This is a genomic window from Methylophaga marina, from assembly GCF_030296755.1.
GTDB classification, from domain to species: Bacteria; Pseudomonadota; Gammaproteobacteria; order Nitrosococcales; family Methylophagaceae; genus Methylophaga; species Methylophaga marina.
This window is the reverse complement of sequence record NZ_AP027741.1, coordinates 202548-217539: the sequence shown is the minus strand read 5'-3', so window position 1 is coordinate 217539 and position 14992 is coordinate 202548. Positions and strand designations below refer to the sequence as shown.

Here is a 14992-nt window from a genome sequence, read left to right as displayed (position 1 = left end):
ATGTTCAGTTGACGCTATCCATGGAGAATGCATATGAAGACTTTACGAGATATCATTGGGATAAGCCATGAACCTTCAGCATTAAGTGAGTCTGCGCTCATACTGATTGATTGTCAGAATACCTACAGGGAAGGGGTATTGAAGTTGGATAATGTTGAACCAGCGCTTCAGCAAGTAAAAAAATTACTCGAGCTTGCACGTGAACATGGCGTTCCTGTTTTTCATATCCAGCATGATGGTGGAAAAGGTTCACCGTATGATCTGAATAGCCGCTTGGGTGCTATTGCCGATGAGGTGGCGCCGATTGATGGTGAATATGTCATTGAAAAAAGTTTTCCCAATGCATTTATTCAGACATCATTGGATGAAGCACTCAGAAAACGAAGCATAGAAAATATTATCCTAGCTGGCTTCATGACACATATGTGTGTGAACTCGACTGCTCATGGCGGTTTTAATCGTGGTTACAATGTGACCATTGTGGCAGATGCCACAGCCACGCGTCCTCTATGTTTGAACAATGGAAAGCAGCTTTCTGCTGAGCAGGTCCAAGAAGTCACCATTGCAGCTACTCGTGACTTATATGCAGCAATTGTCGATACGGTTGACGATTTGGCCATTGAAGCTCGGCCCGACTAGGGTTTACTTGTCAGCCTGTTTCTCTGGCCACTGCTGTGGAACGCGTTGGATTTGACTAATATCGTAACCGACGTTCTCGATCAGTTTTAGCATGTGCTGATAATCCGCTTCTGGAATGGTCGGCGTTCTGGCCATAATCCAGACATAATCCCGCTTATTACGTGCGACGATAGTCTGAGAGTAATCCTCTGTCAGGTACATGATTCGGTAATCTGCTTTTATAGGCCAGATAAACTGCATTCCCCAGATAGCGTTAGTTTGTTCATCCGTGATGAATCCTTTGGGGTGATAGGTTTTTAATTCACCGTCAAAACTGCCTTCGTGAAACGTGAATGTGGTCTGAATTGTGCCGTCATCATTCAACTCATAAGATTCGATGGCATTATGTGCCCCTTTTTCAATAAAGGTGGGGATATTGGCGATTACGTACCAATCACCCATAAACCGGTCTATGTCGACATAAGAGACGGGTTCGATAGGTGGATGACTTTTTTGGCAACCGCTCAATAACATCATCATGACAATAATTCCTGTAATACTTAGACGCATATTTTCACCTTTTTTAGCGAACATCATTGATTGTGTATCGTGAATTTGCCGTGAAGCACGTATTTGATTCAAATGCACTTTTTAAGTGCGTATTTGTGAACCAAAAGTTTGGTGAATGGCAAACAGATGCTGGCACAAACACTGACTAGTTAGCCTGCTAAGCTCGGTATAATGGAGTAACATGAGAAGATAACTTGCAATGTTTTATGATTAACACACCGATGGCTGAAAAATTGCTTATGTCTGTGATTTACTGATGACTTCTACAGAAGGAAGAACGGAATGACACATAAAATAACTCAAGGTACAGTGCTGTGCAGCTAACTTCTCATTCAGATTATGCGCTGAGACTTTTGATGTATTTAGCGATTCACAGTCAGGAAAAACCGGCTACGGTCAAAGATGCATCTGAACGGTATGGTATTTCTACAAATCATCTGGCAAAAGTGGCGCAACGATTGGTGCAAGAAAAACTTATTATCAGCCAGCGTGGCAGGGGCGGTGGTCTGAAATTAGCTTTGCCAGCAGAAGAAATAAATATTGGATTGCTTCTGCGAAAGATTGAAAATCCGGAATTATTGGAATGCTTTGGTACCAACTGTCAGTGTCCAATTGAGCCGGTTTGTGTACTTTTTAGTGCGCTAAGAAAAGCGCAAAAAGCATTTTTTGCAGTCTTGGATGAGTATACACTGGCCGATGTCGTAAAAAATAAACATAAACTCCAACAAAGCCTATCATTGCCGACGGCAGTGTAAACGCACCACTAATGCATATATAGTGAGAGAGTCATAGGGAGTGGTGTACTCTGTTCCTTTGTCGTTTCAATAGTCAGCAGGTAGTGTATGTCCCATGTGAATACTATTGGTATGGTGCTTTATCTTTGCTTGGCAATTTTTGGCGGTTTTTTATCCGGGCTTTTCAGCCGTTATGTATACCTTGCTGCACGTAGGGATTTACCTATGTGGACTGCTGTTCTCTCCAGCGTTGTTTTTTATATTCCTGTTTTCTGGGCCATCATCAGTTTATTCAAACAAGATGACCTAGACGTCTTTTATATTCTTTTGCTAATCAGTTTTGCTCTGGGTGTCAGACATCATAGAAAAATGAGTACTGTGAATGACAAGGATGAACGTGATTATCCTTTCGACCTAGACTAAAAAATTGGAAATAATGTGAAAGCTTGAATACTATTGACCATTTATTTTTGGTGTCTTCTCTTTGAAAAATCGTAAGCGTCTTTACACACTCATTATTAGCATCATCGTTTTAATGGGCTTTTTAGCAACAAGTTTAATTGGTTACTTTGTTGCCAGAAGTTCGATCTCACAACGTCTGCAACAAGAGATGCTTCCGCTGACCAGTGATAATATCTATTCAGAAATTCAGCGAGACCTGCTCCATCCACTGGTGATTTCTTCTTTGATGGCCAATGATGTTTTTGTATTCGATTGGGTCAATGAAGGTGAGCTTGAACCAGAAAAAATGCAAAGTTACCTTAGCCAGATTCAAGAGAAGTACAACACCATCACGGCATTTTTTGTGTCTAGTAAAACGCAGAATTATTACCACCCAACAGGCATCTTGAAGAAAGTATCAGAAGACGTTGAGGCTGATGCCTGGTATTACAAAGCAAAAAACGCCAATCAACCTTATCTCATCAATATTGATCGAGATACAGCTGAACCGAACCGACTGAGTATCTTTGTCAATTATCGTGTCCTCGATAAGAAGGGGGAGTTTATTGGGGTGATAGGTGTTGGATTATCTCTACTGGTTGTAGAAGAGCTTATTGAAAATTATCAACAGCGCTACGGTCGAGAAATCTATTTTATAGACCGACAAGGTCAAGTTATGCTGCAAAGCAGCAAGTACAGTAAGGAACTTCATATTCAGAATAAAGAAGGTCTGGATAAGGTATTTACACGTATTCTCACGACGCCCAGTTCATCATTTTCTTTTAACACGGTGAATGGCAGTACCATTTATCTCAATAGCCGTTTAGTGCCCGAATTTGACTGGTATCTGATTGTCGAGCAGGTTAACGACCCGAGTACAGAAAAAGTCGAAAACGCGTTGATTCTAAACCTTATGGTGTCATTTGCCATAAGTCTTATTGTGCTTTTTATTTTGCATTTAGCGTCAAGAGGATATCAGGGTCGTCTTGAAACCATGGCCACCAAGGATAAGCTTACAGGTGCAATCAATAGGCAAGTATTTGATTCATTCTTTACACAGGCTGTTGCCAGGGGTAAAAGACACCAGGAAGCTTTATCACTCGTACTGATTGACATTGACCACTTCAAACAAGTTAATGACAATCATGGTCACCAGTATGGTGACTATGTACTTACCGCAGTGGCTGGCATTATGCGCCAACAGGTTCGTGAAGAAGATGTGGTATGTCGTTGGGGTGGCGAAGAATTCGTTTTAATGTTGCAAGATTGTAATCAAAATCAAGCCATTAAACTCGCAAACAACATTCGCGAAGCGATTGCCCAGCATGTATTTGAATACAATGGTAAAAAACGTCAAATTACAGTGAGTGCTGGGGTAGCAGAGTATCAACAGCAGGAAACAATGAGTCAGTTAATTGCCCGGGCAGATGTTTCACTTTACCAAGCGAAAAATAATGGTCGAAATTGTGTTCGCTGAGAGATGAGTTGAATATGTTAAACAAACATCGATTGTCATTATCACTGCTTTGTGTTTGTTTAATTTTGGCTTGCTTTCCTGTTGCAACGTCGACTGATCATCAGCTTAAAAAAATGATGACGGTCACCTTGTCAGTCTATGCTTTGGCAAGAGGCTTAAATGGTGTCATCTCTGTTGCTCAGGGAACTGAAGTTTCTATAGAACCCATGGGCGTCGGGCTGACATTAGCACCGGGACAAATACTCGATCCTTTAAATGACCTAATAGAACAATTCTCAAGTGTGTTATTAGCTGCCTCAGCTTCACTCGGCATTCAGCAAATTATCTTATTTTTATCTGATCAAGCATTTTTGAGAATAGCGATTGCAACATTAGCACTGATAGCGGCGGCGAGTTATTTTTTAGCTAAAACATCACAGCAACACACACCTGTTTTTCTTAAAACAGTATTGTTTTTATCTATTCTCAGGTTATTGATACCTGTATCAGTGATGGCTAGTGCAACGGTGCATGAGTTATTGGCATCTCAGAGGGAAGAAGCTGTTATTGTCTTGGAACAGACCCAGAATGAAGTGGAAACATTGAGTGAGCAACAACAGAAAAAATCAAAAGGCTGGTTTAACAGTCTGAAAGGCCAGTTAGATATAGAAGCAAAACTTCAGCAAGTCAGGGAGCAGGCAGATCGTGCAGTTAAAGCAGCTGTCTATCTGCTTGCTGAGTTTGTTTTATTAATGTTATTTATTCCTTTATTAACGCTGTGGCTTTTATTCAAATTCACTGTCCATGTATATCAAATAAAGTTTTAGGTCATTTTCTCAGTAGTTTCTTCACGTTGATTGAGATCATTGGTGAGTTGATTCAGGGTGCTTAATAAGTCAAAAAACTCTGTTGATGACAAATTAGTTTTACATGCCACTTTATTTTGAACTTCAGCGATATGGGGCTCCAATTGTCTCGCTTTGTTCGTTAAGAAAAGTCGAACAACCCTTTCATCTTCATCTGTGCGAACTTTCTCAACCAGCTCAGCAGCCTGAAGCCGTTTAATGATGGGAGATAATGTACCTGAGTCTAACTTCAGTTGTTTCATCACATCTTTAATGGCGACACCATCTTTTTCCCACAAAACAACTAAAACCAGATATTGGGGGTAGGTGAGATCATATTCATTTAACAGACTGCGATAAAATCGTGTGATGCTGTTCGTAGCACTATATAAAGCAAAGCACAGTTGATTATCGAGTCTCAAGTTATCAAAGTTTGACATGCGTTGATTCCTTAAAAAATTTGCTTATTAACATTGCCACGATGCAATAAGGCTTAGTAGCCGTTGATTGATTCGCTTAAGTCTATAACAACTCAAGATTGCTCATTATAGAGAGTAATCAAAGCAACGCAAATCGGATTTATTCTCAGTTGTTTATATGAAATGACAATTTTTTGGATAAAAAAAGATATACCATATCTCAGACTCATTATATCAGTCTGAGTTTCGGTAAATTGAGACGAATTTGTGATTTTATTGTATCGACATTTGGACGAAAAACCAGTGGAAAGACTTCTTGCTGTGAATCATCTGCGATAAAGGGCTTTATTTCATACCCTTCAAAGAAGAGTTCAGCCCTAGCCTGACAGATATTTCTCACACCCTCATTAAAAGCGAGATTGTCCCTTGCTAGCATTTCTGCATTTGCCAGTGTCCAGTCGAGAGTTAACCATTGTCGATAGCAACTTTCTGCCAGTCTTTGAGCAGGGGACGATGTTTTTGCATTACTTTTACAGGATGACTGGCTATCACAAGCAAAAGTCTGATTTAGAGCGATAACGGCGGTGACAAGAATGGGAGCAATGAACGGTGTATATTTCATAAAAAACTCCCAATAATAAAGTGAGACTGGTATTGACCAAGTGACTAAATAATAACATTAAAATGCTTGCGCACAAGCATTTTAATGTTAAGGATATCCTGGCAATTATTGATTAATAATTTTAACTTCTCGTTGTGGGAAGGGAATTTCGATATCGTTTTGTTTCAGAATATCCCAAATCATCAACAGTAGGTCAGCACCAACCCTGTTGGGACCATCATCAATGCCTTGCATCCAGAATTCGACCAGAATATCTATGCCAGAGTCAGCAAAGCCTTTTATTTCGGCATCTGGTCTTTCTTCAATAGGTATATCCTCACCACTCATCACTTGTGGATGACTTCCCACTGTTTCTCGAACCAGTTCAAAGAGCTGGTGTAAATCTGTTTTATAGGCAACCTGAAACTCCAATGAGTAGCGTTGTTTGGTATTTTTGTGTGTCCAATTGGTGAAGCTGGTCGTAATAAATTGTTCGTTGGGCACCATGATGTCTTTGCCGTCATAGGTTTCTAAGGTCGTTGAACGCATATTGAGTTCACGTATGGTGCCACAGCGACCATCTTCCATCTCAACAAAGTCACCCACGCTCAGAGAGCGGTCCAATAGAAGAATGATACCGGAGATAAAATTGGATGCGATGGCCTGAAGTCCAAACCCTAGACCAACACCAAGCGCACCGCCGAACACGGCCAATGCGGTCAAATTAATGCCCATGATTTGAAGTAACAGTAGAAAGACGACAAAGAAGAGTCCTACTTGAAATAACTTCGCAAACACCTCCCTTGTACCAATATCCAGATCATGCTGATTCCGAATGATTTGCTGACCGGCACTGTTGGAAAGTCGACCTAACCAAAATAAAACCGAACCAAAGATGAGAACTCTGGCTACTCCATAAGCAGAGATTTTAAAGTTGCCGATCTGCAGTGAGATTGTTTCAAGGTAAGCGACAACTTCATCTAGCCAGCCAAATACGTGCAAAACAGCAATAGGCAAAATGAACCATAAAGCGAGTTTTCTAAAAAGCTGTTTCTCAACGAACCGGGTGATAATGGTGTAAAGCATAAAAATGACGGCAAGGCTTAAGCTGAGTTTAACCAGCCAGGCTTGACCAATCACAGCTTGGCTGATGTCAGCGGCTACAGACATAGATAACACCAGCATAAGTGGCAGAATAAGTTCTCTCAGTCTGAATATACCTTGACGAATTTGAAGAATAGGCCCTTCCGTTGGTCTTTCTCTGAGAAGAGGGGACAGATTGCGAAGGAAACGATTCACTGACAAGCCAATGAGCAGAGCCAGTATGATTAATCCAATTTGTGAATAAAATTTTGGACTACTTAACCAATGCATTAATTGACTCAGAAATTGTTCGATCAGACTTTGGTAGTGTTCGATATCCATGGGGTACCTTTCTATTTATCTCGGACACAATGTATTTGACTGATTTTCATATGGCAACTATTTAAACCCTGAACTTTATTGGATTCCGTCAGTCAGCAAGTGGAAACCATTAACAGGGATAAAAAATGAACGCAGGATTTGGTTTAAAACATCGTGTTGTGTTTATCACTGGCGCTAATAGAGGGATAGGTAGAGTTATCGCAGAGACACTACTCGATTATGGTGTTGAAAAAGTCTACCTTGCGGTAAGAGATTTGAGTTCGGTAGATGATTTTGAAATGCGTTATGCTGATCGCGTCACACCTATATTTCTCGATCTTAATCAACCTAACTCCATTTATGCTGCAGCGGCAAACGCACAGGATGTGGATGTTGTTATCAATAATGCAGGTATTTTAAATAAAGCCGCTATTTTAGACTCGGCCGCCATTGAGTCCTTACAGAATGAATTTGATATCAATGTATTTGGCTTGTTGAGAATGGCACAAGCATTTGCTCCGTTATTAAAGAACAACGGTGGTGGTGCATTTGTTCAACTGAACTCAATTGCATCACTAAGATGTGTGCCAGCTTTTGCGACATACGCGGCATCTAAAGCCGCCGCATACTCTCTAACTCAAGCCATCAGGCACGAGCTGGGTCAGCAAGGAACGGTTGTTTTGAGTGTTCATCCGGGACCTGTCGATACGGATATGGCGAAATCGATAGGGGTGAGTGACGCAGAACCCCCAGTGTTGTCGCACAGGCCATTATTAAGGCGTTAGAGCTGGGCGAGCCCCATGTATTTCCTGATAGCCGAGCCCAACAGATTGGTCGTGAATATAAACATTTTGCCAAACAGGTTGTGGAGTAGAACAGCAGGCAAAAAAAAGCCCCGAATAACGGGGCTTTTTTTCTTTTCTGTAAAAATAATGTCTTACAGAGCAGTAATGTTTTCTGCTTGAGGGCCTTTAGCACCTTGAGTTACTGTGAACTCAACACGTTGACCTTCATTCAGGGTTCTGAAACCGTCACCTTTGATTTGGCTGAAGTGAGCAAAAACGTCTGGGCCAGACTCTTGTTCAATAAAACCAAAACCTTTAGCTTCGTTAAACCATTTAACAGTACCAGTAGTTGTAGACATAAATAATCCTAATTTCTTAATAAATAATTGAAGTCCCAAATTGAGACTTTTTGGTATAGCTGGAAGTGTGCAGAGTACTTATTAACAAACAGGACGAGCTACTGATGGTAATGCTTCGAAATGAAAAATAAATATTCAGATCAACTTTCAAGCTATGTTCAATGTATAGACAATACAGAGCCGTGTCAAAAATATTTTTGCCTGTCAAGATAAGAAGCCTCAACAACTGATCTCGACCTATCTCAGAAAACACGAATCCCTGCTGGTCACTGATAGTTTATGCCGTTTTATTGTGACAAAATGATGAAATGATCGATGTCATTTTTGCAGAAGGATTTTTCTGTAAAAAAAAGTGCTCTTAGTTTGGGTAGCTAGCTTCATCATCAACTCATCGTCATACTGAGTAAAACGGCTATTTGTAGATATGACTTATCTCTTTATTGGGTGGTAACTTAAAAGTAATGGAAACGTTTTTTTCCAGGCACATCAAAAAGCATCCACCATCAGCATGGCTGGCACTATCACTATGGCTGTTGATCAGTACATGGCTGTGTTATCTGTTATTCACTACTGTTCATAACAAGGTGAATCAGCGGTTTAATTATGAAGCTAGTTACGTTGCTCAGGCCATATCGGAACGGATGCGTGATTATGAGTTGGCACTTCGTAGTGGCAAAGGATTATTTGATGCCAGTACTCAAGTGACCCGCACAGATTGGCGTCATTTTGTCGATACGATTCAATTGCAGAGAGACTTTCCTGGCATACAGGCGATTGGTTACGCCGAGATGATTCCTTCTCAATCCCTTACTAAACATATCCAATCCATCCGGGAAGAAGGGTTTCCTGATTACACTCTCGAGCCCACAGGTAAACGCGAACAGTATAGTTCGATTGTGTTCATAGAACCTTTTGATTGGCGTAACCAACGTGCTTTTGGGTTTGATATGTTTTCAGAGCCTGTTCGAAGGCAGGCGATGATTTTAGCCAGAGATACTAAACAAGCAGTAGCGACTGGCCCGGTTATCCTTGAACAGGAGACAAATGAAGAAAAGCAGCATGGGTTCTTAATGTATGTGCCTGTGTATCAACATAATAAGGCCACCGGTTCTGTTGTTGAACGTAGAGATGCAATCCAGGGCTTTGTTTATGCCGCGTTCAGGATGAAGGATTTCATGCAGGGTATTTTAGGCCGAGGACAACAAACGTTAAATTTTGAGATTTATGATTTCAGTGATGACGCATACACGTTGTTATACAAAAATGCTGACACTGAACACGCTTTTTATCATGAAAAAGAAAATGAAAAAGCGTTCTCACACATGTTTGAGCTGAATATTGGAGAGAGAAACTGGCGCTTGTTTGTTTATAGTCATGATGATTTCACGACCTTATCAGAACGCTATCAACCTGTGTTGATAGCCATCATCTGTACGCTTGTTGGTGTAGCTATATTTAGTTTCATTTCATTTTTGGCAAGGCAAGGGGCTGGGGCGACAAAACAAGCCTCAGAAGCTCATGCCAGCCGTAACCTATCAGAACAGCGGCTACTCATGGCCACACATATCGCCAAGATAGGCGTCATGGAGTGGGACCTTTATTCAGACAAAGTTTATATGGATCAGCAGCTACTCTCCATTTATGAAATCAAAAACAACACATTTGATGGCTCATACAAGCAATGGTTGCTAATGGTTCATGAATTGGATCGTGACCGCATATCTATGGACTTGGAACAAGCATCCCAATTTGAGGAGCGTTTTGAGCTGACATTTCGCATTTTTACTCAACATGGCATACGTTATCTGCACGGCAGTTTTTATGTGGAGCGTGACGCGATTGATAATCCATCAAAAATCATTGGTTTTATAGTCGATAAGACCGTTGGACAAGAGGCACATACACAGTTACGTCAAGAAGCCGAACGATTGGAAACAGTGCTATCGAGTGCGAAATTGGGGAGCTGGCAGTGGAATATCGAAACGGGAGAGGCTGTCTATAACCAGAATTGGGCAGAAATGATAGGCTATGATTTAACTGAGCTATTGCCGATGACAATGGACACCTGGAAGGAGCATTGTCACCCTGATGATGTACTCAACGTCGGAAAGCAATTAGAAAGGCATTTGAAAGGTGAGACAGACTTTTTTGAATGTACGATAAGGATGTTGCATCGAAACGGAAAAGTAGTACATGTGCTGACTAAAGGTCGGGTCATCTCCCACACCCAAGCAGGGCAGCCATTGCTGATGTTTGGCATACATCAGCAAATTTCCTGACCTGTCCGATAACATGATTTTAGTTCATTACAAGCTATATCTAACCTGCTTAAGCCCAACTTTGTCATAGTGAACCTATTGAATAAAAAGGTCATTTCTCTTCTTAGTCTGGTTTTGTTGATGACGGCATGTGATAAGTTCAACGAGCCAGATTCTATGATGGATGAATACTTAGTCCGTCTGGCCAGAGTGTTAGATCAACCTGTCTCAACTTCTAAGTTACCTGCCTTAACAAAACTGCCTGATAAAAAGCAACGAATGCTCGACGTGCCCCAGATAGACGTGAATATGCTGGAGTTTTTATCTTTATATGGTTGTGAATTACAGGTTGTGGTTGCTGAGCGAAATTCTATTTTGGGGCGTGTCATGCTACCCATAAATCGACTTCGCTATGAAATGAAGTTTATTCATTCGGCCAAGCTTTGTTTAAATACACTTGATGATGAGCAAACTCGAGATATTCTCAAACAGGCCATAGCACAGAAAAGTGTAACGCTTCCTCTGGTTTTTTGGAACGCAGTTTGGTCGACAGAAGAAATAACGGAATTGATGACATATTCAAAAGGATATTTACCGACTGACACTAGCTCAAACCACTCAACGACAACAGGGTTACAAAAACTTCTGAAGATAAAACAACAGATAGATAATCAGCATCTCGATACAGATTTACAACAATTAGGCAAAATACAGCAACAATGGCTATACAGCCATCATGCTGGCAAATTGTTAAAAAGTGCTCAGTTGTTAACAGCGAGATTAAATGATGCAACTCAGATCATAGAAGCAAGACTTGCCGGGAAAGCGCTGTGCTATCAACAGCGCGTGACACCTCAAGCTGAAATCGTGCGTCACTTTTTCTTCAATATTTATATTGGGAAAGTGCAACCTTATTTGGCGGCAGTCACTCAGCAGAGCGATGAGATTTTTCCGCTATTGAACAGACTTGCACATGTAAAAGGGCACAACACAGTATCGGATGAGTTTAATGCCTACCGGCAGGAAAATTTAGATCCTGACACAACTACCGGTGTCTGGCAGCAGTTACATCAAGCCGTAGAGCGTCACACTCAGTCTTGGCAACGTTTGTTAGAGCAATGTGGAATGCGACCTGGGGTTGAGTCAAAGTGACGTTGCTATCACAGTATTTTTTCCTGAATGTTTAGCGGCGTAGAGTAGTTTATCCGCTTGATTCAATGCCACCAGAATATTTGTTTCTTTATCATCAACTTGATGAACACCAATACTGACAGTGATCTTTATGGACTGGCCTTGGGTGAAATAAAAAATCTCTGACACTTTTTTGCGAATGCGTTCTGCTAGATGAGTCGCCTGTTTTAAGCCCGTTTCAGGAAGCAATATGGCAAATTCTTCTCCACCAATACGACCAAAAATGTCATAGGGGCGTTTCGTTGCCTGAATGCAATGGCTGAATAGTTTGAGTACCTCATCGCCCACTTCATGACCGAAAGCATCATTGATGTCTTTAAAATCATCAATGTCCATCATAAGCAGACAAACAATGTGACCGCTTCTGTGACTGCGTTTCAGTTCTTTATTACTCTCATTGATGAAGGCGCGACGATTCCAGCTCTCTGTTAAATCGTCAGTATAGGCGAGATATTGAAGGTTATTTGATTGGGCTTGTAATTGTTGATTTTGCCAAACCAGTTCAAGGTGGGACTCAACAATTTTTTTGATTTGTAATATGACTTGCTTTTGCTTTGTTGTATAGGCTTCAGCATCTGTTTTCATTACGCAGATGATTCCGAATTTGGCACCATCAGGCCAGTGTAGTGGGAAACCCAGATAGTTGATGAGACCGTACTGAAGTTCTTTAGATTTGGCCCATTCTTTACTTTGGCTGGCATCCAGCACGCTAAGTTGCTGATTTGTTTCAATGACTTTTTTATGAAATAGACTCGAGCCCGAAGGTAGATTTTGCTTTAGTCTGAATGGGTTACGTTTACTTTGATTTCTCGCATAGACATTAACTTGCTGGTTATCAGCTTGGAGGATCAGTGCAACAGGCACCTGCATAAATTCTGCAAGAATGTCGAGAATGGCTTGCCAGTCTTCTGTTAAGTCCTTTTCAAGCCTAGTGTGCAGCGCTAGTTTATCTGTCACGGTAAGTCCCTGAGTTGATATATAAATACTACAACAGTCTTTAGCCTTTCGGAAATAAAATCATGACTTATCTTGAATATTTTTAAATATAAATAACAATCAATATCGTTTACAGTTTGATTGCGTAAGAGTAATATGCCGTCATTATTTATGAGGATGGGGTATGAGACGTAAATTAATTTGTACATCAATGCTGATAGCGATCGGAACTATGAATACTGCTTATTCAGCAGACTCAACACTAAATTCCGATATTCCGATTGAACTTGATACACTCTCAGTGACAGCAAGTGCAGATGCCAGTGCCGAAGGGCTTGCACCAGCTTTTGCTGGAGGCCAGGTAGCTGAAGGAGGACGAGCCGGCATTTTGGGTACAAAAGATAACTTAGATACCCCATTCAGTATTACCAGTTACACCAATGAGTTTATACAAGACAGGCAAGCGCAGAGTGTTGGGGATGTTTTACGCTACGATCCTACTGTGCAAGTGACTCGTGGTTTTGGTAATTTTCAGGAAGCCTACATGATACGTGGCTTTACAACGTCATCTGATGCGGTTGCCTACAATGGACTGTATAACTTATTACCAAGACAATACATCGCCACTGAGCTATTTGAGCGGGTAGAAGTCCTTCGTGGCGCATCGGCATTTCTGACTGGTGCCAATCCTTTAGGTGGTGCTATAGGTGGTTCAATTAACCTTTTACCTAAACGCGCACCTAACTATGATCTGAACCGCGTTACGCTTGGTGCGTCTATGAATGATAAACGCAATATCGCAGCGGATATCGCGCGACGTTTTGGTGAAAATGATGAATTTGGTGTCAGGGTCAATGCCGCACATCATAACGGTGGAACGTCTATCGATGATGAGCAAGCCGAACTGAACTTATTCAATATCGGTTTGGATTACCAAGGTGAGCGTTTAAGACTCTCTGCGGATATCGGGTATCAAAATAATCAGTTGGATCATACTAGAACCAATGTGTCTATTACAGGGCTATCCAGAGTGCCTTCTGCTCCTGATGCCAGTGATAACTGGGCTCAACCTTGGTCCTATTCTAATGAGGAAGATAAATTTGGTACCTTCAGAGCTGAGTATGATTTCACTGATGATGTGACTGCATGGGCTGCCTATGGTATGCGTCGCTCTGATGAAGCAAACACACTAGCAAACCTTACCGTCACAGATGCCGCATCAGGAGATGGTACTTTTTACAGATTTGATAATACTCGTGAAGATCGTGTAGATACCGGTGAGCTGGGCTTGAGAGGCCATCTTGATACAGGTGTTGTTGGCCATGACTGGGTCGTAGCATATTCATATTTTCAGTTAGAAACGAAGAATGCCTATGCGATGGACTTTTTTAACACTACAAATACTAATCTCTATGCACCTGTATACATGAACAAACCAGTAATTTCTGGTTCAGCATTTATTGGTAATAATTTAGCATCGCCAGCATTAAATACACGTACCAAGTTCAACAGCTTTGCCATTGGCGATACTTTATCATTTATGGATGAAAGACTGCAGTTGACATTAGGCGCAAGACATCAAGCGATAAAAGTGGACAACTATGCATATAACACAGGTATTAGAACGTCATATGAAGACAGTGAAATAACACCAGCCATAGGTTCCGTATACAAGTTATCGGAGCAAGTATCAGTTTATGCAAACTATATCGAGAGTTTGGTAGCTGGTGATAGTGCGCCATCTACAGCACTCAACGTTGGCGAGGCATTATCTCCTTATGTGTCAGAGCAAAAAGAAGTCGGTTTGAAATATGAAACTGAAACATTTGGAACTGGGCTGGCGTATTTCACCACAGATGAACCAAGAACGTTAACTGGTAACGATAATATTTTCCGTGAATCTGGTGAAAATGAGCATCAAGGTATTGAACTGACCTTATATGGTAAAGCCACTGATAATTTGAAGTTACTTGGCGGTGTGACTTGGCTGGATGCCAAGCAAAAAGGCACGGGCGATGCCACTACTGAAGGAAAACGTGCCATCGGTGTAGCCGAGTGGATGGCCGTAATGGGAGCTGAATGGGAAGTGCCTCAAATTGAGGGGTTGGCAGTGGATGGTGAAGTCCATTACGTCAGTTCACGATATGCCAATGCAGCCAACACCCTAAAACTAGATGATTGGACCACGGTAGGACTTGGCGCTCGTTACCTAGTTAATATAGGTAATCAGGATCTGACACTGAGAGCGCGTGTTGATAATCTATTTGATCGTGATTACTGGAGTTCAGCTAATGACAGTGGGCAGATAACACTCGGCGCACCAAGAACCGTTTCAATCAGTGCCACAGTTGATTTTTATTGATTGAATCTAACCT

General features: G+C 41.3%; 15 protein-coding genes. 9 read left to right on the top strand and 6 right to left on the bottom strand.

Features of this window, described 5'->3' with window-relative positions:
* Window positions 1–33 precede the first annotated feature (33 nt).
* On the top strand, window positions 34–639 hold the full coding sequence (locus QUE24_RS01090; protein ID WP_286304863.1) for a cysteine hydrolase family protein: 606 nt from the start codon (window positions 34–36) through the stop codon (window positions 637–639).
* A 3-nt stretch (window positions 640–642) separates the two neighbouring features.
* On the opposite strand, the gene QUE24_RS01085 is transcribed toward QUE24_RS01090, so the two are convergent.
* Window positions 643–1188, bottom strand: coding sequence for a lipocalin family protein (locus QUE24_RS01085; protein WP_286304862.1), 546 nt, complete (start codon window positions 1186–1188; stop codon window positions 643–645).
* 314 nt (window positions 1189–1502) lie between these two features.
* Between QUE24_RS01085 and QUE24_RS01080 the strand changes: the two genes are divergently transcribed.
* The 4 genes from QUE24_RS01080 to QUE24_RS01065 all read left to right on the top strand — a co-directional run bounded on the left by QUE24_RS01080 (window position 1503) and on the right by QUE24_RS01065 (window position 4646).
* Window positions 1503–1943 (top strand): RrF2 family transcriptional regulator, encoded by a 441-nt coding sequence (locus tag QUE24_RS01080; RefSeq protein ID WP_286304861.1) that lies wholly within the window; start codon window positions 1503–1505, stop codon window positions 1941–1943.
* 87 nt (window positions 1944–2030) lie between these two features.
* Window positions 2031–2345, top strand: a complete 315-nt coding sequence (locus QUE24_RS01075; protein WP_286304860.1) for a hypothetical protein — start codon at window positions 2031–2033, stop codon at window positions 2343–2345.
* A 61-nt stretch (window positions 2346–2406) separates the two neighbouring features.
* On the top strand, window positions 2407–3840 hold the full coding sequence (locus tag QUE24_RS01070; protein WP_286304859.1) for a sensor domain-containing diguanylate cyclase: 1434 nt from the start codon (window positions 2407–2409) through the stop codon (window positions 3838–3840).
* Window positions 3841–3854: 14 nt separating this feature from the next.
* Window positions 3855–4646 (top strand): hypothetical protein, encoded by a 792-nt coding sequence (locus QUE24_RS01065; RefSeq protein ID WP_286304858.1) that lies wholly within the window; start codon window positions 3855–3857, stop codon window positions 4644–4646.
* On the opposite strand, the gene QUE24_RS01060 is transcribed toward QUE24_RS01065, so the two are convergent.
* The 3 genes from QUE24_RS01060 to QUE24_RS01050 form a co-directional block, all read right to left on the bottom strand.
* On the bottom strand, window positions 4643–5104 hold the full coding sequence (locus QUE24_RS01060) for a MarR family winged helix-turn-helix transcriptional regulator (protein ID WP_286304857.1): 462 nt from the start codon (window positions 5102–5104) through the stop codon (window positions 4643–4645). The genes QUE24_RS01065 and QUE24_RS01060 overlap by 4 nt on opposite strands.
* A 208-nt stretch (window positions 5105–5312) precedes the next feature.
* Complete coding sequence (locus QUE24_RS01055) at window positions 5313–5705, bottom strand: hypothetical protein (protein WP_286304856.1); 393 nt, start codon at window positions 5703–5705, stop codon at window positions 5313–5315.
* A 105-nt stretch (window positions 5706–5810) separates the two neighbouring features.
* Window positions 5811–7109, bottom strand: coding sequence for a mechanosensitive ion channel family protein (locus QUE24_RS01050; protein ID WP_286304855.1), 1299 nt, complete (start codon window positions 7107–7109; stop codon window positions 5811–5813).
* A 125-nt stretch (window positions 7110–7234) separates the two neighbouring features.
* Here QUE24_RS01050 and QUE24_RS01045 point away from each other — a divergent pair, with 125 nt between their 5' ends.
* The gene (locus QUE24_RS01045; protein WP_286304854.1) at window positions 7235–7873 is read left to right on the top strand and encodes an SDR family oxidoreductase; all 639 of its coding nucleotides are present in this window, start codon (window positions 7235–7237) and stop codon (window positions 7871–7873) included.
* Between the two features lie 152 nt (window positions 7874–8025).
* Here the strand turns inward: QUE24_RS01045 and QUE24_RS01040 are convergent, their stop codons facing one another.
* Complete coding sequence (locus QUE24_RS01040) at window positions 8026–8232, bottom strand: cold-shock protein (protein ID WP_007145321.1); 207 nt, start codon at window positions 8230–8232, stop codon at window positions 8026–8028.
* A gap of 461 nt (window positions 8233–8693) precedes the next feature.
* On the opposite strand from QUE24_RS01040, the gene QUE24_RS01035 reads away from it, so the two are divergent.
* Window positions 8694–10511 carry a CHASE domain-containing protein gene (locus QUE24_RS01035; protein ID WP_286304853.1) on the top strand — a complete coding sequence of 606 codons (1818 nt, stop codon included), beginning with the start codon at window positions 8694–8696 and terminating at the stop codon, window positions 10509–10511.
* Window positions 10512–10589: 78 nt separating this feature from the next.
* Complete coding sequence (locus QUE24_RS01030; protein ID WP_286304852.1) at window positions 10590–11642, top strand: DUF3080 domain-containing protein; 1053 nt, start codon at window positions 10590–10592, stop codon at window positions 11640–11642.
* Here QUE24_RS01030 and QUE24_RS01025 read toward each other — a convergent pair.
* Window positions 11634–12638: a sensor domain-containing diguanylate cyclase gene (locus QUE24_RS01025; RefSeq protein ID WP_286304851.1), complete on the bottom strand. Its 1005-nt coding sequence runs from the start codon at window positions 12636–12638 to the stop codon at window positions 11634–11636. The two genes, QUE24_RS01030 and QUE24_RS01025, sit on opposite strands and share 9 nt — an antisense overlap.
* Window positions 12639–12801: 163 nt before the next feature.
* On the opposite strand from QUE24_RS01025, the gene QUE24_RS01020 reads away from it, so the two are divergent.
* Window positions 12802–14979, top strand: coding sequence for a TonB-dependent receptor (locus QUE24_RS01020; protein ID WP_286304850.1), 2178 nt, complete (start codon window positions 12802–12804; stop codon window positions 14977–14979).
* Window positions 14980–14992: the final 13 nt, after the last annotated feature.